At 34.4% G+C, this 20893-nt stretch carries 18 protein-coding genes and 1 other annotated feature; of the genes, 2 read left to right on the top strand and 16 right to left on the bottom strand.

The annotated features are described in order from the left end of the window. Positions 1 to 48: 48 nt before the first annotated feature. The 14 genes from EDD63_RS09665 to melA all read right to left on the bottom strand — a co-directional run bounded on the left by EDD63_RS09665 (position 49) and on the right by melA (position 16541). Positions 49 to 585, bottom strand: a complete 537-nt coding sequence (locus EDD63_RS09665) for a hypothetical protein (protein ID WP_134170893.1) — start codon at positions 583 to 585, stop codon at positions 49 to 51. Between the two features lies 1 nt (position 586). After that, positions 587 to 1915: a nucleotide-binding domain-containing protein gene (locus tag EDD63_RS09660; RefSeq protein ID WP_134170891.1), complete on the bottom strand. Its 1329-nt coding sequence runs from the start codon at positions 1913 to 1915 to the stop codon at positions 587 to 589. Between the two features lie 294 nt (positions 1916 to 2209). Next, positions 2210 to 3706 carry a lysine--tRNA ligase gene (lysS, locus tag EDD63_RS09655; RefSeq protein WP_243833762.1) on the bottom strand — a complete coding sequence of 499 codons (1497 nt, stop codon included), beginning with the start codon at positions 3704 to 3706 and terminating at the stop codon, positions 2210 to 2212. A 39-nt stretch (positions 3707 to 3745) separates the two neighbouring features. After that, positions 3746 to 3956 (bottom strand) — a binding site (T-box leader). Between the two features lie 124 nt (positions 3957 to 4080). After that, complete coding sequence (gene dusB, locus EDD63_RS09650) at positions 4081 to 5076, bottom strand: tRNA dihydrouridine synthase DusB (RefSeq protein WP_134170889.1); 996 nt, start codon at positions 5074 to 5076, stop codon at positions 4081 to 4083. Beyond that, positions 5063 to 5965 (bottom strand): Hsp33 family molecular chaperone HslO, encoded by a 903-nt coding sequence (gene hslO, locus EDD63_RS09645; RefSeq protein WP_134170887.1) that lies wholly within the window; start codon positions 5963 to 5965, stop codon positions 5063 to 5065. Before hslO ends, dusB begins: the two co-directional genes overlap by 14 nt. 154 nt (positions 5966 to 6119) lie before the next feature. Continuing rightward, positions 6120 to 8090, bottom strand: coding sequence for an ATP-dependent zinc metalloprotease FtsH (ftsH, locus tag EDD63_RS09640; RefSeq protein WP_134170885.1), 1971 nt, complete (start codon positions 8088 to 8090; stop codon positions 6120 to 6122). A 9-nt stretch (positions 8091 to 8099) separates the two neighbouring features. Further along, positions 8100 to 8645, bottom strand: coding sequence for a hypoxanthine phosphoribosyltransferase (gene hpt / locus EDD63_RS09635; RefSeq protein ID WP_134170883.1), 546 nt, complete (start codon positions 8643 to 8645; stop codon positions 8100 to 8102). Positions 8646 to 8678: 33 nt separating this feature from the next. Beyond that, positions 8679 to 9884, bottom strand: a complete 1206-nt coding sequence (gene tilS, locus EDD63_RS09630; protein ID WP_134170881.1) for a tRNA lysidine(34) synthetase TilS — start codon at positions 9882 to 9884, stop codon at positions 8679 to 8681. A 137-nt stretch (positions 9885 to 10021) separates the two neighbouring features. Then, a complete protein-coding gene (locus tag EDD63_RS09625) occupies positions 10022 to 11053 on the bottom strand; it encodes an amidohydrolase family protein (protein ID WP_134170879.1) in 1032 nt (343 codons plus the stop codon). After that, positions 11040 to 12143 carry an ABC transporter ATP-binding protein gene (locus EDD63_RS09620; protein WP_134170877.1) on the bottom strand — a complete coding sequence of 368 codons (1104 nt, stop codon included), beginning with the start codon at positions 12141 to 12143 and terminating at the stop codon, positions 11040 to 11042. Before EDD63_RS09620 ends, EDD63_RS09625 begins: the two co-directional genes overlap by 14 nt. Before the next feature lie 10 nt (positions 12144 to 12153). Continuing rightward, on the bottom strand, positions 12154 to 12987 hold the full coding sequence (locus tag EDD63_RS09615; RefSeq protein ID WP_134170875.1) for a carbohydrate ABC transporter permease: 834 nt from the start codon (positions 12985 to 12987) through the stop codon (positions 12154 to 12156). Between the two features lies 1 nt (position 12988). After that, positions 12989 to 13864 (bottom strand): carbohydrate ABC transporter permease, encoded by an 876-nt coding sequence (locus tag EDD63_RS09610; RefSeq protein ID WP_134170873.1) that lies wholly within the window; start codon positions 13862 to 13864, stop codon positions 12989 to 12991. A gap of 45 nt (positions 13865 to 13909) precedes the next feature. Then, positions 13910 to 15187, bottom strand: coding sequence for an ABC transporter substrate-binding protein (locus tag EDD63_RS09605; protein WP_134170871.1), 1278 nt, complete (start codon positions 15185 to 15187; stop codon positions 13910 to 13912). A gap of 25 nt (positions 15188 to 15212) precedes the next feature. Then, positions 15213 to 16541: an alpha-galactosidase gene (gene melA / locus EDD63_RS09600; RefSeq protein WP_134170869.1), complete on the bottom strand. Its 1329-nt coding sequence runs from the start codon at positions 16539 to 16541 to the stop codon at positions 15213 to 15215. Positions 16542 to 16695: 154 nt separating this feature from the next. Between melA and EDD63_RS09595 the strand changes: the two genes are divergently transcribed. Both EDD63_RS09595 and EDD63_RS09590 read left to right on the top strand, forming a co-directional pair. Then, entirely contained in the window at positions 16696 to 17703 is a 1008-nt protein-coding gene (locus EDD63_RS09595) for a LacI family DNA-binding transcriptional regulator (RefSeq protein ID WP_134170867.1), read from the top strand. After that, entirely contained in the window at positions 17700 to 18659 is a 960-nt protein-coding gene (locus tag EDD63_RS09590; protein WP_134170865.1) for an N-acetylglucosamine kinase, read from the top strand. The genes EDD63_RS09595 and EDD63_RS09590 overlap by 4 nt, the downstream gene beginning before the upstream one ends. A 22-nt stretch (positions 18660 to 18681) precedes the next feature. Here the strand turns inward: EDD63_RS09590 and EDD63_RS09585 are convergent, their stop codons facing one another. Both EDD63_RS09585 and mreB read right to left on the bottom strand, forming a co-directional pair. After that, positions 18682 to 19749 (bottom strand): MraY family glycosyltransferase, encoded by a 1068-nt coding sequence (locus tag EDD63_RS09585; protein ID WP_134170863.1) that lies wholly within the window; start codon positions 19747 to 19749, stop codon positions 18682 to 18684. Between the two features lie 14 nt (positions 19750 to 19763). After that, entirely contained in the window at positions 19764 to 20753 is a 990-nt protein-coding gene (gene mreB, locus EDD63_RS09580; protein ID WP_134170861.1) for a rod shape-determining protein, read from the bottom strand. Between the last annotated feature and the right edge of the window lie 140 nt (positions 20754 to 20893).

The following is a 20893-nucleotide window of genomic DNA, read 5'->3' as shown; positions in this document are numbered from 1 at the left end:
ATCAATTTATAATTCCGATTTTTCTTCAACTCATATTCCGAAAATTCATCAACTCTGATTCCGAATTTTCGTTAATTTATAATTGACATTTACAATTAGTATAAAGGTCATGCAAAAGATATCTCTACATAAAAGAAAGTCACGATGTGATATTTCAATCATTTTAACATTTCTATAATTTGAGTAAATAGAATACCAACAACTATTTTGATAATCCTTTTTATTTTTATCAGCATTTGGCATATCTTCGTATATTTTTTTATAATATTTTAATGCTTTTTTTGTACTAATACGATTATCATTATTATTCTCTTCAATCTTTGTAAATATTTCACTTCCTGGTTTTGTGTATAATCCAAAAATGTAGATTAAGTTTTCCTTAAATTGACTAGTGAGTAACGAATCCGCAACAAACGACATTAAATAAATTGAACTCGATATTATAGAGGTATTGAGAATTTTGATAAATACTTCCAATACTACAACATCATTAAGCAAAAAACTTTGAGTTAAGCTAACAAATAAAAGAATACACGCCAATACAAACATTTTAAGCTCTTTCTCGCGATAGTCCTTTATATTCATTTTATATTCCCCTTACTATAAAAATTTTAGTTTCATCAATTCCTTTAGAAGTATTTTTAATTCTACATCTTAATGTATGTATTCCAACAAAAGACAACTCACGTTCAAATACATATTTTCCACTTTCTTCTTTTTTCCCTTTATAGTATATCTCTTGATGTTCATAATCATCATCTATACCCATATTAGAAACCTCCCAAAATATTTTAAGTTTATCATCTGGTGTTCTTAGCCCTTGCGTAACCAATGCTGAAAATTTCAAATTACATCCTGTTGCTAAAGAATCTCCATTATTTATAGATACTCCATTGACATTACATGAAAGTTTAAAATTATAGTTTTCTTGATTCTCATTATTTTTAAATCTATCTGGTATTATAGAAAAATCACCCGTAGCAGATATAAAACCACAAATTGTTCCTAGCTCATTTGTAGTATATACCTGTTCATTGCTTGTATGTGTTTTATACAAAGCCAAAGCTTCTTTATTTGGATGATGATATTCTTCATAATCTCCACAGGAAATAATTGTAACAACAGGTTTTATTAAACCAATTGACTCTAAATATGTTGTATCAGGATTTTTCTCCACATCAATTGTTTCATTTAATTCATCAGTAAAAAAACTTCTTGACCCATGGTGACTTGCTACCAATATATCTGTATTTTCATAATTGACAGAATTCCACTTGAAGTTTGGTACAATTTGCTCCTTCCAACTTTTCCAATCTGAATCACCAGTTAAAAGCATTTTTCTTTCCCCATACTTTATAAGCAAAACCATCGAATTTGTATGTTGTTTTTTTACAGCCATCTTTACTTCATTAACATAATCTTCTTGAAAGTCTGCCTCTGCAGAAAGACAATAAATATCTATATCATCAATGTCGTGTCTAATCGCTTCATTTGATGGAACAGGTACAAACAAATTATTTTCATTAGCTTTTTTTAGTTCTCTTCTTAAATACATATAGTAGTTGTATTCGCTATTATCTGTACTAGCTCCAGTTTGTCCTGAATCCCAAATTGACTTTACTTTAAAATTACTATTAACCTTTTTCAAACCACGAAGATGGTCAATATCTCTATGGGAATTTACAAATATATCTATTTCTTTTTTGAATTCTCCAGTTTCATTATCCCATTTAGAAGGTATATGTTTCTCTAAAAATTTTATTATTCTGTCCTCATTATCACTTGTAACATTACAGTCAAATAGCATTACCTTATCATTTGGAAATACTATTAAATGCATTAACCCTGAACCACAATCTATCAAATAAAATTTTAATGACTTTTCATCTGTTATAAACTTTAATGGTTCTCTCATATGTTATCCCTCCTAATCTTTATTTCTAATTATATCATCACAAAGTTTCCTTGCAAACATCTTAAAAAATTATACTAAATAATACAAGTATACATAAAATACTTTTCTTACTATCAAATTAAAAATAGCACAATTTCTCGTACTATTCTCAATCATTATTTGTAGGTTAGCTTTCTATCTGTAATTATTTGGGCGTAAATTGGGCGTAAATCAGGCGTAAATCAGGCGTAAATATAACCTTTAATATAATTTGTAAAGTTATATTCCCCTGTATTCATGCCATTTTTTGTATTCCTATTTACTTCTATCCTTCATATGTGGGAACAATAGCACCTCACGGATTGTTGTTTGTCCTGTAAGTAACATAACAAAGCGGTCAATTCCAAGTCCGATACCACCAGTTGGAGGCATTCCATATTCTAATGCTTCAACGTAGTCTGTATCCATTTCATTTGCTTCATCGTTACCCAATTCTTTTTCTTTTAATTGGTTTTCGAAACGTTCTCTTTGATCGATTGGATCGTTTAACTCAGAGAATGCATTTGCATATTCTGCACCATCAATGAATAATTCAAAACGGTCCGCAAAACGTGGATCTTCTTCATTTTTCTTTGCTAATGGTGAGATTTCTACTGGGTGACCATATACAAATGTTGGTTGCACAATTTTATCTTCACAGTATTTTTCGAAGAATAAGTTAATGATGTGTCCTACACCTGTGTGGTGTTTTTCTACTTCAATATCGTGTTCTTTTGCATAAGCAACTGCTTGATCATATGTTACATCTTCAAAGAAGTTGATTCCTGTTTCCGCTTTAATTGCATCAACCATATGTAATCTAGCAAATGGTGCTTTTAATGAAATCGTTTTTTCATTCCATTCAATATCTGTCGTTCCACATACTTCATTGGCAACTGTTTCCATTAATCCTTCAGCTAAATCCATCATTCCATACATGTCTGAGTATGCAACATATGCTTCTACTGTTGTGAATTCAGGGTTATGGTTTTTATCCATTCCTTCATTACGGAATAAACGACCAATTTCGTATACACCTTCAAGACCACCAACGATTAAACGTTTTAATGGTAACTCAGTAGCAATACGTAAGTAGAAAGGCATATCTAGTGTATTGTGGTGTGTCACGAATGGACGTGCACTTGCTCCACCTAGAATTGGTTGTAATACTGGTGTTTCTACTTCGATTAATCCTTGATTATCTAAATAGTGTTGGATAGAACGAATGATACGTGGACGCATAATTGCAATACGTTTTGCATCCTCGTTTGTGATTAAGTCTACATAACGACGACGGTATCTTTCTTCTACATCACTTAGTCCATGGAATTTTTCTGGTAATGGACGTAGTGCCTTCGTTAAATGTGTATAGGTTTCTGCTTTGATTGAAAGTTCTCCATGATTTGTTTTCATCACAGTTCCTTCAATTCCAACGATATCTCCTAAGTCACTTTTCTTAAATACTTCATATGCGTCATCTCCAACTGCATCTTTACGTACGTAAATTTGAATTTGTCCATCCAAATCTTGAATGTGCATAAATCCTGCTTTTCCTTGACGACGTTTTGTCATAATACGACCAGCAACTTTTACTTTAATGTTTAATTCTGCTAGTTCTTCTTTGTCTTTATTTGCATATAAGTTTTTAATATCTCCACTTTTTGCGGTACGATCATATCTTGTTCCAAAAGGGTTAATTCCCATTTCTTCAAGTTCTTTCATTTTCTCGCGTCTTACAATCTCTTGATCTGTTAATTGTTGTACATCTGCCATAATTTTATCTCCTTTTTGCATTAAAAAAACTCTCTTCCACATAGGGACGAGAGTTATCATCGTGGTACCACCCTAATTTATGCATGTATTACTACATACACCTTAGTAACTAGTTCATAGTTATTCGTAACGTGAATGAGACGTATCACTCCAAGTCCTTTATTCGGTTTACACCTATGATCCCAATTCCACCAACAAGGGACTCTCTTTGCATGGTTTGCAAACGTACTCTACTTTTCATCGTGATTAATATCATCCCTATTTTAACAAAAGCATGAACTTTGTCAAATAAAAAAGAAAATTTCACGCGATATAAATGCTATCAAGTTTATTTGAAACCTTTTCCATTAAAAAAGCTCCACTTTTTGTGGAACTTATCTGGGCTTTGTATCTTCGTATTCTTGTAAGATGATTTCATACTCATGAAGAATATCTTCAAATTCTGCAAAGGTTTCAACTTTTGATAATCGATCTTTTGTGACATGTGATTTTGGCAATCCTTTGATATACCAAGTTGCATGTCCACGCATTTCTTTCATCCCAACACGTTCTCCTTTTAATTCGCAAAGGTTTCTTGCATGTTGAAATGCTAAAGCAAATTTCTCTTGATACGAAACATCTTCTAAAATTTCACCCGTTTTCAAATAGTGATTGCACTGACGAATCAACCAAGGATTTCCAAGAACCCCTCGACCAATCGCAACTGCATCACAACCGGTTTCTTCCATCATCGCTTTAAAGTCAGCAACGCTTTTTACATCACCATTTCCCATTACTGGAATAGAGACTGCATCTTTGACTTGTTTAATAATGGACCAGTCGGCTTTTCCTTCATACATTTGTGCACGGGTACGACCATGAATACAAATTGCACTGGCTCCCGCTTTTTCCATAAGTTTTGCGAATTCGACCGCATTGATACTATGTGCATCCCAACCTGCTCGAAATTTAACCGTAACTGGTTTTTTCACTGCAGCAACAATTGCTTTAACAAGTTTGTATGCATGTTCAGGATCTTTCATCAAGGCACTACCAGCAAATGATTTTACTACCTTATTTACTGGGCATCCCATATTGATATCAATTACATCACAAGCTGTATCTTGATCCATCACTTTAGCTGCGTGAACCATTGTGTCAATATCATGACCAAACAATTGCAATGCCATCGGATGTTCATTTTCATGGACATCTAACATTCCCATCGTCTTCTCATTTTTATAGAAAATAGCTTTATCACTGATTAGCTCAGACACAATAAAACCAGCTCCAAATTCTTTATAAAGTGAACGGAACGCAGCATTACTAATACCTGCCATTGGGGCAATGACAATTTCATTTTCAATTGGTAAATCTCTAATGTACCACATGCGCCTTATCTTTCAATATATCTTGAAGTTCTGCTTCACTGATTTGGTATTCTTTTTTGCAGTATTGACAAGTTGCTTGTGCTCCATGATCTTCATCAATCATGTTTTGAATTTCACTAGCATCCATTAGAGAAATCGCATTGATGATTTTTTCTTTACTACAGTTACATACAAAAGCAACATCTGTTGTTTCTAGTATTTTTATATCATCAAACATACTATGAAGAATATCTTCAAGTGCTACATTGTCACGTATTAAATTTGACATATTATCTAATTTACGTAATGCTTCTTCACTTTTGCGAATATCATCTTCGGTAGCATCTGGCATCATTTGTAGTAACAGTCCACCACTTGCAATAATTGTATTGTCGGTATCAACAAGTACTCCTACTGATACAGCAGATGGTGTTTGTTCACTCAAAGCAAAATAGTATGCGAAATCTTCACCAATTTCTCCGGATTGTAATGCAACACGTCCACTGAAATCTTCTTTTCCCATACCGATATCTTTTTTCACTTCTAGATATCCTTCTTTACCAACTGCGATACCAACTGCAAGTTTATTTGCTAATGGATGGTCTTCGTTATATTGCAACATGATATGTGGATCACCGACAAAACCACGGACATTTCCTCCATAATAGGCATCTGCCATCACGGTTCCAATTGGTCCACCACCATTGATTGTAATAGTAATCTTTTCTTGATCACTTTTTAAGTTTGCTCCCATCATGGATGCAACACTTAATGTGCGTCCAAGTGCTGCACTAGCAGTTGGCCACAAGTCTTGTTGTTTTTGTGCATAGTTCACAAGTCCTGTGGTATTTACGACATATATACGTACACGACCTTCACAGGCTAAGGCTTTTATTAATTGATCTTTCATTTTTATCACCTTTCGTATTATAACACAAAAAGCACCTACCAATGGCAGTGCTTTGTGTTGAATGCATTTTATCATACTTTATAACAATGTCAATCATGTTGACTACAGCATATTTTGTAAAATAAAGAGATACCTTGCGATATCCCTTTGTTAGTTATTCTTCAGAATCTGGTAAGTCATCAGCTGTAGGAATACTTTCTTGTGCTTCTACAGGTTGTTCGATAACTTCTGGTTCTTTCATTTTTTCATCTTGTTCTTTGATTGTTTCTTCGTGTGCTTCAACATCTTGTTTTGGTGCATCTAATGTACCATATTCTACTAAGTTATTGATTTGTTCACTTGTTAATGTTTCTTCTTCAATTAAAGAATTTGCAATTAAATCAAGTAAGTCACGGTTTTCAATTAAGATGCGTTTACATTCATCGTAACATTCATTAATAATCTTACGAACTTCTTGGTCAATTTCGAATGCAACTTCTCCAGAGTATGCTGCTCCTTGGTTGTAATCTCTTCCTAAAAAGACATTTCCTTGAGGATCTGCATATTGAATAGGACCTAATGTTGACATACCGAATACACGAACCATTGCTTTGGCGATTTTTGTGATTTTTTCGATGTCATTTACTGCACCGGCACTGATTTCACCAAATACTAACTCTTCTGATACACGACCACCAAGTAATCCAGTGATTTGTGCCATGTATTCTTTTTTGCGGTGGAAGTATTTTTCTTCTCTTGGTGTCATCAAGTTGTAACCACCAGCATCCCCACGAGGAATGATCGTTACTTTTTGAACCATGTCAGCATCTTCTAATTTAATACCAATAACCGCATGTCCTGCTTCATGGTACGCCACGAGTTTTTTATCCGTATCACTATATTTCTTACTTTTCTTAGCAGGTCCCATCATAACACGGTCTACTGCTTCATCTAAGTCATCCATAGTGATTAATTTACGGTTTCCGCGAACGGCAAGAATTGCACCTTCGTTTAATACGTTTTCTAAGTCTGCTCCTGAGAATCCTGGTGTACGTTTAGCAAGGTTTTCAAGTGTAACATCTGGTGCTAACTTTTTATTTCTGGCATGTACTTCAAGAATTTCCGTACGTCCTTTTTTATCTGGTAAACTTACGGTAATTTGACGGTCGAAACGTCCACTACGTAATAAGGCAGGGTCAAGAACATCTGGTCGGTTGGTAGCCGCAATAATTACGATACCAATGTTTTCTTCCATTCCATCCATTTCTACAAGCAATTGGTTTAGGGTTTGTTCACGTTCATCGTTTCCTCCACCCATACCAGCTCCACGTTGACGTCCAACTGCATCGATTTCATCAATGAAGACAATACATGGTGCTGCTTGTTTTGCTTTCTTAAACATATCACGGACACGACTTGCCCCAGTACCAACAAACATTTCTACGAAATCTGAACCAGAAATCGAGAAGAATGGTACATCCGCTTCTCCTGCTACCGCTTTTGCGAGTAAGGTTTTCCCTGTACCTGGAGGACCTACCATTAACATTCCTTTTGGAATACGAGCTCCCATATCAGAGAAACGTTTTGGATTTTTAAGGTAATCAATAATTTCTTTAACTTCTTCTTTTTCCTCATCAGCTCCAGCTACATCTTTGAAACGTGTTTTGATGTTTCCCTGTACTTTCGCTCTTGATTTTGAGAATTCGAAGGCTTTGTTTTGTTGTCCACCACCCATGCGTGAGAACATTACGAACACAAACCCTCCTAACAACAAGATTGGGAAGAAGTTAATAAATAGTGTAAGTAAGATGTTTTCATCATCTGGTTCATACACTTTAACTTTGTTTTTTCCTGAATCAAGTGTTTTTTGTAACCACTCAATATTTTCATCAGTTTTTGGTAATGTTGCACTAAATGCAACATCTTCATCTTTGTTGTTTTTATATTTACCTTCAACTTCAATTGTTACGGTTCCAATTCCCATACTAACATCTTGGAAATCCATCTTTTCAGCTTTCTTAGCAAATTCATTGTAAGTAAACTCTTTGGTTTCATTCAGATTGTTAAATGGTAATAGGAAGATTAACATTAATGCTAATAATAAATACGGTAAAAGCAACAACGGATTGCGCTTATTGTTTTTCATCTAGCCCTCCTATGACTCTTCATAAACTTCAGGTTTTAGAATCCCAACATATGGTAAGTTACGGTATTTTTGATTGTAATCCAATCCATATCCGATCACAAATTCATTTGGAATGGTAAACCCAACGTAATCTGCTTCTATATCTTCAGTACGTCGATCTGGTTTATCTAATAAAGAAACAACACGTACATCTTTAGCACCTTTGTTTGCTAACATACGTTTTACTTCCGTTAATGTCTTTCCAGTATCCACGATATCTTCTACTAATAAAATGGATTTTCCAGCTGCACTGGTACCCATATCTTTATTGATTCGAATTGATCCCACAGATTGTGTTCCTTCATAACTTGAAACATCCATAAAATCAATTTCAACATCCATTTCGATGTTCTTCATTAATTCACTCATGAATGGAACAGAACCATTAAGTAATCCAACCAAAATTGGTAGTTCACCTCTATCTGTGTAATCCTTCGTAATTTGTTTTCCTAATTCAATACACTTTGCGTGTATCTCTTCTCTTGAGACTAAAACTCTATCTACATCCTTATGCATAATTTTAATATACTCCTTGACTATCAATACACATTATTTTATCACAAACATATTCAAATTGTTACTATAATGAAACACATCACAGCCAATTCCACTAACAAATATGACATCCCCATTCGCATTTTCAACAACTGGGCAAATTTCACGTTCTTTTTTGGGTATTTTGCGATCTATGAAAAACCTTGAGACTTTCTTTTTTCCGTAACGTAATTGAATAGAATCACCTGGTTTAGGTGAACGAATCACAATTGGAAAATCTTGTTTATCAACATAAAATCCCTCAATGGTTTTTCCTTGTGTACATAATTGATAATACGGTGTCATATCTTCTTGTACTTCATGGTATGTGTATGCATAAGTATCGGATGCTTTCTTTTGAAGTTTAAGTACTCCATATTCACATACAATTTCATAATTTCGCTTATAATCATGACGCCAATTACTTTGTTTCTTGTGTAAAGAAAGTAGTTGGTCAATATAGCGTTTTGAGATTTGATGATATGCACTAAATGTTGTTAGCCACATGTATAACAGTTGGTGCTGTTCTTCTTGATTCAATGTAGCAAATACTTGCATATCCAATTCCTTTTGTACATGCGATTCTAATTTCTGTCGCATTTTTTGCAATCCATGATTTGCATGCTTCATTTCTTCAAGCAATGTCTTACGTTGCATAGGATCAAGTTTCATCACCTGTTCATGACGAATGCGATTTCTTGTATATGCATTTGATGCATTACTTTCATCCTCATAATATACAACGTTGTGCATTTTGCAGTATTCATATAAATCTTGCTTACTATAGTTGAGTAATGGTCGAAGTACATGTACGCCTTTAATCGTACTATCTGTATCCATTCCAAATACACGCGGAATCGATTTTCTTTGTTTTTGCATGAGATAGGTTTCCAGTACATCATCTTGATGATGTGCAACAAGTACACCTTTCGCATTGGTTTGCTTTACGATTTCCTTGAAAAATTGATATCGAATATTTCGTGCCTGTGCTTGAAAATTTCCCGGGTTATATTCTTTTACGTGATATGCAAAAAAAGGAATGTCATATTGCTTACAATACAAACAAACTCCATTTTCATCTCGATTGGCGGTATCGCGTTTATGATAATTCACATGTGCGACAACCAGTTGATAATTCTTGTTGCGATACATATCTAACAGCGCCATTGAGTCTGCTCCACCAGAAACAGCAACAACCCAAGTTTCACATTCATTACTCATGGTGCAATTATACCACGCACATGGAAACAATTTGTGAAAAAATGATGAAGATATCAAGTGAGAATATGTAAAAAAGACGACTGTTTATGTGTAACAATCGTCAATTTCGAACAAACCCTATATTTGTTCATGTATTATCATTCAATACCCAATAATGCACACGCATTCCGATAGTATATTTTCTCTAGCACTTCATCTGGTAAATGCAATCCATATATATACCAATTTCCTTGTTGAGGGCCTGTCTCGTCTTCCCAATATGGAAAATATTCGTCACTAGTTTCTAGAAAGCGAAAACTTAGTGGATATTGAAAATAATCTAAAGGTGTTTCATCTGTTCCAAACACAATTCGATCTTGATACGTAATGAAAAACTCTCGAGCCGAATATGGAACTCTACCTAGTTCAGCTACTCTTGCTGCTATATCTATATACATGTTTGGATACCTATCCAAACGTTTTGCCACATGTGTTAAATTCTCTGCATAGGAACCAAAATGTGCAACAACAAACGTCGTGTTCGGATATAATTCGATCATATGATCTTGCATTTGCATCAATTCATCAAATGAATATTGATCTGGTTTTCCAAATTGCCAATCTGGATGCATCGTAAGTTCAATTGATCGTTCATTTTCTTCGTTTATTTCCTCGAAAAATGCTGTTGGATCTGCAATGTGAATTAGAATCACCATACCAAGTCGTGCTGCCGTATGATAGACAACCGCTAGTCTTGGATCATCTGTACGAATATAGTTTCCTGATGCATCTTTTTGATTTAGTGAAATCACTTTCCACATTTTAATCCCTTTGCATCCTTTTTTATATGCAGTTTCTAGATGATCGATCACCCATGCATCAAAATCATCATCGTCTATTTTTGTTACATCTATCCAACAAAATGTTGTAATAAATGAAGCTTCATCCCCAACTTTTTCAAGCATCTTATCAAGTTCATCTCCCCAGATTCCATCAAGATTTACAATATGCTTTATCCCTAACTCTTTAAGTCGTTTGACATGTTCTTTTGTATTATACATACGTTCATAGCCATCACCCAAAACCAACTTCCCCATATGTGTATGAAAATCAATTACTGGAAATTTCGGATACAAAACTTCTGTCTTTTTTACTATACATTGAGGTTTCGGTACTTTATTTTGTTTCATGCAAAACACTTTGTCCTGTTTCTTGATCAAAGAAATGTAGTTTATCTGCATCAAAAGTAACCTCAATTACATCACCTGCTTTTACATTATTTCTTGCATTTACTTTTGCAATCAACTTATGACAGTCAATGCATCCATGAATAATCGTTTCATGTCCAAGTAATTCACTTACTTCAATTTTGAAGTCAAAATTTACTTCTGGATATGTTTGCTCAACAATTTTTTCAGTATAGATATCTTCAGGACGAATTCCCATAGTTACTTTCTTTCCATGGTAGTCAGTCAGTCGTTTATGCGTGATCTCTGGTAATTTAAAACTACAATCGCTAAACTTAAAACATCCATCCTCAATTACACCTTCAATGAAATTCATTGCAGGAGATCCAATGAATCCCGCAACAAATTGATTTTTTGGATGATCATATACTTCTTTTGGTGTTCCAATTTGTTGAATAAAGCCATCTTTCATTATGACAAGTCGTGTTGCCATTGTCATCGCTTCTGTTTGATCATGCGTTACATAAATTGTAGTCGCTTTTATTTTTTGATGTAATTGAATAATCTCCGAGCGCATTTGCACTCTTAATTTTGCATCTAAATTACTTAATGGCTCATCCATTAAAAATACTTTTGCATTTCTTACAATCGCTCTACCTAAAGCTACACGTTGTCTTTGACCACCTGATAATTGTTTTGGTTTTCGTTTCAAGTAATCCGTTATTTCCAAGATTTGCGCAGCATCTTTGATTCGTCTATCAATTTCATCCTTTGGTGTCTTTTTTAATTTTAAACCAAAGGCCATGTTGTCATATACACTCATATGTGGATATAAAGCATATGATTGAAATACCATCGCAATATCTCTATCTTTACTTGGACGATCATTTTCTAATACACCATCAATATATAATTCACCTGATGAGATCTCTTCCAATCCTGCAATCATACGCAATGTTGTACTTTTTCCACATCCACTTGGACCAACAAATACAATAAATTCCTTATCTCGAATTTCAAGGTTAAAGTCAGTTACTGCATGTACATTTTTATCGTAAAACTTATTTATATTTTTTAATTCTATATTTGCCATGGTGACTCCTCTATTTCATACCTGTCATTGCGATACCTTTGATAAAGTATTTTTGGAATGTCATAAATACGATGGTTACTGGTATCATAATTAATGCTGACGCTGCCATTTGTGCTGCTAAATCTGCTGTATGTTGTTGTGCAAAGAATGATAACGCTAAAGGTAATGTCATATTTTTCACTTCGCTCAACATAATTAATGGATTTAAATAATCATTCCAGTATGTTAAGAATGTGAATATTGCAAGCGCTCCAATTGCTGGCTTGATCATTGGCAATACGATTCTAAAGAATATTGTAATATCGCCTGCACCATCAAGTTTTGCACTTTCTATAATTTCAGCAGGAATCTCATCACAGAATTGTTTACATAGGTAAATTCCAAATGCATTAACAAATGTAGGAAAAATTAATGCACCTGCTGTATTGTACAAGCCAAGCTTATCGATTAATAAGAATGATGGAATCATTGTTGTTTGTGCTGGAACCATCATTGTAGCCAGTACAATCATAAATAACGTTTTCTTGAAACGAAATTCATATTTCGAAAACACATACCCAACAATTGCACTCACAAACAAAATGACTAGTGTATTTGTGATGGTAATAAATGCACTGTTTTTAAACCACGTAAAGAATGGTGAATTTGTTAATACTTTTATGTATGCATCAAGTGTAAAGTGTTCTGGGAAAATATTCTTTGGTGACATTAAAATCTCTTTCGTTGATTTAAAAGAATTCAAAATCATCCAAATGTATGGAAGTATGAAGAATACAGCAATTAATGCAAGAAGCAAAAATATACTAAAACGAACAACCTGTTCTCTTTTTATTTTTAATTTCATACTAATACTCCCAATCTACTTTGTTTGCTTTTTGTTGAACCATCGTAATTCCCAAGATTATGATGAACAACACCATCGAAATCGCTGATGCATATCCCATATCTTTTGTTTCAAATGCCGTTTTATAAATATAACTTGTTAATACAAGTCCAGAATTTGCTGGACCATTTCTTAAAATCATTACTGAGAACTGTGCAAACATTTGGAAGTGTGATATTAGTGTCATCAATGTGACAAACGCAAAGGTTCTACCTAGTAATGGCACAGTAATATATCTAAATTTCTGAAAACCGTTTGCTCCATCAAGTTCTGCTGCTTCATAGTAGTCCTTTGGAATCCCATCAAGTCCAGCCGTAAACAAAATTACGTTATATCCAATATCTGCCCAAATCGTAAATATAATGATAGATATCATAACCATACTTGGATCACCTATCCAGTTTACACTCGACAAACCAAGTGCATTCAAGATCATATTTGCTAATCCATTCACAGTTGGAAATATACTTTTTCCCCAAACCACAGATGAAGCAACCAGTGGTGCAACACATGGTAGGAAGAAAATCATTCTAAACAAACTTCTTGTTTTGTTTGATTTAAACATATTTATCAACTGTGCAAGAACTAGAGACAAAATGATATTGATACATACGGTTACTATTACGAATACCAATGTATTAACTAAAGCAATTTTGAAATTATCATCTGCAAGTAATCTTTCAAAGTTGCTAAATCCTATAAACTCGTTTATCGAACGAAGTGGATTATAATCAAGAAACGACATTCCTAATCCAGCAACAATTGGCATAATAATAAAGACAATCATATGAATAAATACTGGAATAAGAACAATTCTCACAAATTTCTTGTTTTTCATTTTCTTCTCCTTTATGGAGTTAAGGGGAGAAGTCTCCCCAACCCCCTACTTATTTATTGCGGAATTTAGTTTTTTATCTAAATCCATTAATGCATCATCAACTGATGCATATCCACCTGTTGCATATTCCGTAAACACTTCATTGATTTTTTCTTTGAATGTATCCGTATTGAAATATCCAACAAAGTGTCCATCATCTAAAATCTTAACTAATGGTTCTGCATAAGGCATTTTCTTTATAAATTCTGGATCTTGCGCAACTTCTTTACTTGCTGGAATTTGAGCACATGCTACGTTGAATTCTAACAAGTTTTCTTCTTGTGCAAAGAATTCTAAGAAACGCATTGCTGCATCACTTTTCTTACTGTTTCCATTAACTGCTAATGACCAACCTGTTTCTGCTGCAAATGATTTCGTTTCTCCATAGAATGGTAAAGAAACATAATCAAAATCTTCTCCATACTTCAACTCAAAGGATAGTTCACCCTCTGAGATTGTCCATGGCCCTCTTGGTACCATTGCAGTTGTTCCTGCAAATAATTGTTGATATCCTTCAAGACCTTCACCACCTGTTAATCCTGATAAATCGGTTACACCATCTTTAACAACCATATCCGTAAGTTCTTGGAATGCTTTTCTTCCTTCTTCAGTATTGAATGTAAATGTACCATCTTCATTTTGATATGAACCACCTTGTGACATAATCATCGATGTAAACATATATGTAACTGAATCCCAGTTTACAAAGTCAAATCCTTTAGTAACAAATGTATCTCCATCTTTTACTGTTGCGTTTTTTGCGGCAGTACGAAGTTCTTCCCAGTTTTGTGGAACTGAAATACTCTTTTCTTCTAATATATTGTCATTTATAATCATTCCACCATATTCAATATTGAACTCTAATGGGAACCCATACAGTTTTTCTTCAAACATTAGTGATCCATATGTTGGTTCATAATATCCATCTAGAATCTCTTTTGTTAGTGTGTCATTGATTGGAGCTAATGCACCCGTTGGTGCAAAATCGATACCCCAACCACCCCATAATTCATAAATATCAGCTCCACCTTCTTGTGAAAGTAAAGACGTTTGTACTTTTGACTCGAATTGATCATATGGGAAGAATTCAAATTTAATCTCGATATCTTCATTTTCTGCTTCAAACTTAGCAGCCATTTCTTCATATGCCTTATTCCAAGCTTCATTTTGATGTCCCCAAAAAGTTAATACGGTTTTATCACTATTCTCATCTGATGATCCTTGTCCACAAGCAGTAAGTGTAAAAACCAACATACATGCTAAGCATGCCTTTAAAAATTTCATTTTCTGTCTCCTCTATGTTTTCTTTTTAAAAATTAATTGGATTAAAGTATGTTAAATATGCTTTATTTGCTTCAAACATCTCTTTTACCATTTCACGAATTTCTTTCATACTGCATACGCTAGCAGTAAGTGGATCCATTAAAATTGCACTAAAAATTAGATATGGATCTTTCTCTATTGCTCCTCTTACTGCAAGTTCTTCCAATCTTGATGAATTGGAAACAAGTGCTCCGATATGATCAGGCAGTGTAACTCTTTTAATTGGTGTAATTCCCATTTTTGTAGCTACTACTGGAACTTCTACACACGCTCCATCCATCAAGTTTGTTATGTAACCTTGATTTCGTAAATTTCCATTGAAGTAGAATGGTTCATGATTTCCAAAGATTGCGTTGAATATAAATGATGCATATTCCTCCCCTCTTTCTAATTCAACCTCGCCTTCATCTAACCATTTCTTGTATTCATCTTCCCATGTATCTTCACGCTCAAGATATTCATCTAAAATATATCCATAAGCTCCTGGATTCCATCCAGTTCCTGGTAAACAATACGTTTCAATTAAATCCTGTCTTTTTCTAAACCAAGGAATATATTCTGAGTTATGTCCACTTGATTCTGTTGGAAAGTAATGAAAATACTTAAACATTTCATTACGTACAATTTCCTCATTATAGATTTCTGGTTTTTGAATTGCTTCTTTAAGTTTTGGATATGCATCCTCACCATTCCACTTATACTCTAAATAGAATGCTTGATGATTAATCCCAGCACATGTATATTCAATGTCTTTTGGATCTGCACCAATCCACTCAGCTAGCATACTTGCTGTTCCTTGTACACTGTGACAAAGACCTGTAACATTTACCTTTGTTTGTGATTGTAAGTAACTTACTAACATCGCCATTGGATTTGTATAGTTCAATACAATTGCATTTGGACAAACCTTTTCACAATCTCTGATAATATCTAACATAATTGGTGCAGTTCGTAAAAATCTAAAGATACCTGAAGGTCCTCTTGTATCACCTACACAAATATCGACACCATACTTTTTAGGAATTTCAATATCGTTTCGCCAAACTTCAACTCCACCTTGTAAAATTGTAATTAATACTCCATCTGCATCTTTTAATGCATCTAGCCGATCAGTTGTTGCTTTTACTGTTGCTGGATATTTACCTTTATTCAAAATCTTTTCCACACCCATTTTTGAATATTCTAATCTTTTTTCATCAATATCCATTAAGCAGATCTCGCAATCTTTAAAACTATCGAATGTAAGAATGTCTCTTACTAGATCTCTAGTAAAATCTAAAGAACCTGCTCCAATAAATGTAATCTTCTTTCTCATTTCTCCTCCTTGTTTACTAAACATAATTGAATGTTTATCTTGTATACTGCGATAATATCACACATATTTTAATATGTAAACCCTTACATTAATATTTTTGCTTGATTATGTATGAATTATGTATTATACTGTTTACTAAACAAGGAGGATTATTATGTCAAATTTGAGAGATGTAGCAAAAAAAGCAGATGTTTCTTTAGCTACTGTTGCTCGTGTATTATCTAATGACGAGAGTTTTAAAGTAACACCTGAAACAAAAGAAAAGATCTTCAGCGCAGCTAAAGACCTAAACTATATATACAAATCTAAAAAAACAAAAAAGAAACCATGGCGTGTTGGTTTCATCTTAGCACTGACTGCAGAAAAATATTCCGACCCGTATTTCACATCTATTTTATCAGCGGCCGAAGCAGAGGCAGAGAAATTAGACATTCAACCAATTATTGCTAGAAACTATAATGAACTTTTAAAACCTGAAATACTAAAAGAGTTTTTAGATTTTGAATTAGATGGTGTAATCATCATGGAGCGTCTACCAGCCGACATGATGCAACAACTACAAAGCAAAATTCCACACATTATCGGTATCGACCCAATCCAAAGTAATCTTAATATCATTACATTTGATGCCTATCGTGCAACTACAATCGCCTTAGAACATCTAATCCAAAAAGGAAACAGACGAATTGCTTATATTGGTGGTGCAGGGATTAATGAAGTATTTGACGATACATTGCGTATGGCAGCATATAGAGAAACTTTACGAAGAAATGACTTAACTTTTGATGAAGCCATCGTGAGAAATTGTGATTGGGATCTTAACACATGTGGAAAGCAAACCGATGAAATACTTGCACTTGAAAATCGACCTGATGCTATCTTTGCAGGTAGTGATACCCTTGGTTCTGTAATACTTGGACGCATTTTTGCATCTGGGTTACGATGTCCTGATGATATTTCTGTTATTGGCTTTAACAACATCCCTACATCAGAACATACCACCCCACCACTTAGTACGATTGAAGTACCTACAAAAACAATTGGAAAACTTGCAATCAAACGACTTCACGAATTGCTTACAAATACAGATACAGAAATTTATACAATTTCATTACCTGTCACACTAATCGAACGTGAATCTACAGGAGGAAAATCGAAATGAAATATTTTTTAGGTATTGATGGAGGAGGAACGAAAACAAAGTTTCTACTAACAGATGATCGTGGAATTATTATCTCGGAATCCATTCAACCAACCTCACATTATCTACAAGCTGGATTTGATGGTGTAACAAAAGTCCTCAATGATGGAATTGATGATTGCCTTAGTCAAGCAAATCTTAGCCGAAATCAAATTAGTTATTGTTTTGCAGCATGTGCTGGATATGGTGATATTATCGATGATGATCCTAAGATTGAACAAAGTGCAAAAAACGCGTTACAGTCAATTCCTTTTACTATTGGTAATGATAATGAAAATGCATTAGCGGGTTCGCTTGGCGGAAAACCAGGTATTAACATTATCGCAGGAACCGGAAGTATCGGGATGGGAATTAACGAACATAATGAAAGTTATCGTTCAGGTGGATGGCATCACGCATTTCTCGGTGATGAGGGGAGTGCATATTGGATTGCTAGCAATATGTTACGATTATATACGCGTCAAAGTGATCATCGAGATAAAAAAACAATGCTTTATTCCTATTTGAACGAGGTCATGAATTGGACAAATGATTCTGATATGCTTCGTGATTGCGTTGTTACTATGAATTATGATCGCACACAAATCGCTGCACTTGCTAAACACGCATACATTCTAGCTCAAAAAAATGATCCAGCTATTTTATCAGTATACGATCAAGCAGCAAAAGAACTTTCGGACATCATAAAAGCAATTTATCATACGCTACACATGGAATACGCAAAAGTTTCATATAGTGGAGGTGTATTTTCAAGTGGTTCCTATATCTTAGAACCATTAAGAAAACATCTTGAAGATATTAACATCGACTTAGTCGAACCGGTTTTACCACCAGATAAAGGTTCTGTCTTACTTGCAATGAAATATGGAAATGTAGAGATAACTGACAAACTGATAAACAAACTAAAAACAGCATAATACACAAAAAGACGACGAAGATTTACTCTTTGTCGTCTTTTTCATTTTTTCTAAATAGAATTCGATAAATCGATATCAATGGATGGTATTTTGGTGAAATCATTTGTGAAGTCTCTAAGAAAATCTCAAGACCAATAAATAATAACGCCACACATAACAGTCCAATTTTTTGATTTAGAATGTATACATATGCAACAATACCAAATGACATGGTTATCGCATAAATAATAAGTACGGTATTACGATGTCCAAAACGTCGCATGAGTACGTGATGGAAATGTCCTTTATCTGCATCTGTGAATTTCTTTCCACTAAAAGTTCTTCTCACAATTGCACTTAAGGTATCCACAATTGGTACACTTAATAACAACATCGGAAAACCTAATGTGATAAATGTAGAACCTTTAAATCCCATTAAGGAAATTGCGGCAACCACAAATCCAAGGAACAATGCCCCACAATCACCCATGAATATTTTCGCAGGATGAAAGTTAAAGAATAAAAATCCTAATGTCGATCCAGCAATAATCAATGAAATCATTGCGATATCTGGTCGATCATCTGCCACGGAAATCGCAGCAATCGTCAAGAAGACAATCGTTGTAATTCCACCAGCAAGTCCATCCAATCCATCTACAAGATTGATGGCATTACTAATCCCTATAATCCATACAAAAGTAACTAGGAATGAAACTACACCCATATTGATAACAATACCAAATGGTAAGTGAATCACACCTAACTCGACTCCACCTACTTTGATTAGAATATATGCTGCTAATACTTGAAAGGCAATTTTTAGTATGGGTTTCAAATCCAACATATCATCAATTAGACCACCGATAAACATAACCGTTGATCCAATTAATAAACCACGAAAAGCATCATCTATTCCATCCATAAAGAAGGTCATGGATAAGATAAATGCAACATAGATGGCAATACCACCCACTCTGGCAATTTTTCCATGGTGAACGGTTCGCTCATTTGTATGTGCATAAATATCTAATTTAATCCCGATACGATTTACGATGGGAGTAATCACTGTCGACAGTAATAAAGGTACAACTAAGTAAAGTACCCATTGCATGTGCGAGCACCCCCTTAGCTAACGATATCTAGGTTTTCTAATAGAACTCCACATCCCTCAGCAACACAACTTAATGCGTTTTCAGCGATGTATACAGGAACTCCTAGTTCATTTGCAAGCAGTTCATCAATTCCATGTAACAAGGCACCACCACCTGTAATAACAATACCGCGAGTTACGATATCACTACTTAATTCTGGAGGTGTTTGTTCAAGAACAACTTTACAAGCACTTACGATTTGCACAAGGTGCTCACGCATTGCTTCTTCTGTTTCTGCACTAGTTAGTGTAATTTTGTGTGGTAATCCAGTCACAAGGTCACGTCCACTTACTTCTACAGATTCTTTTCTTGTTTTTGGCCAAGCTGTACCCACTTCTTTTTTGATGTGTTCTGCTGTACGTTCACCAATCAACAATTTCTTTTTATCTTTTACATATTTAATAATATCTTTATCTAATGTATCCCCAGCGATTTTTAATGATGTACTTGTTACAATTTCACCTAATGATAAAACTGCGATATCAGTAGTTCCCCCACCTATATCAAGCACCATACATCCACTTGGTTTACTAATATCCAAACCAGCTCCAACAGCAGCTACTTTTGGTTCTTCTTCAATAAACACTTTCTTCGCACCTGCACGGTATGCACAGTCACGGATCGCATTACGTTCTACACTTGTAATGTTACTTGGGCAACAAATCAAAATTGTTGGACGTTTGAACATCCCTTTAATATTGATTTTCTTTAAGAAGTAGTTAAGCATAATTTCAGTTACCTCAAAATCAGCAATCACTCCATCTTTTAATGGACGAATTGCTAAGATTTTACCAGGTGTTCTACCTAACATATCTTTCGCTTCATTACCAGCAGCTAAACAGCGTTTGCTATCTGCATCTATCGCAACTACAGAAGGTTCATCAACGACGATTCCTTCACCTTTAACATAAATTAATAAGTTTGCTGTACCTAAGTCGATACCAACTTCTTTGCTAAAAAACATCATCTTCCTCGCTTTCTACAATTTCATACATTTTCACGCTTTATCATTATAGCACAAATGTTCGAAATGAAAAGATTTGCTAGAGGAAAACTATTTTTAACATATTTCAACTATTTCATGACCATAATGTATAAAAAAAG

Source organism: Breznakia blatticola (assembly GCF_004365815.1).
GTDB lineage: Bacteria > Bacillota_I > Bacilli_A > Erysipelotrichales > Erysipelotrichaceae > Breznakia > Breznakia blatticola.
This window is presented reverse-complemented; position numbering and strand designations above follow the sequence as displayed.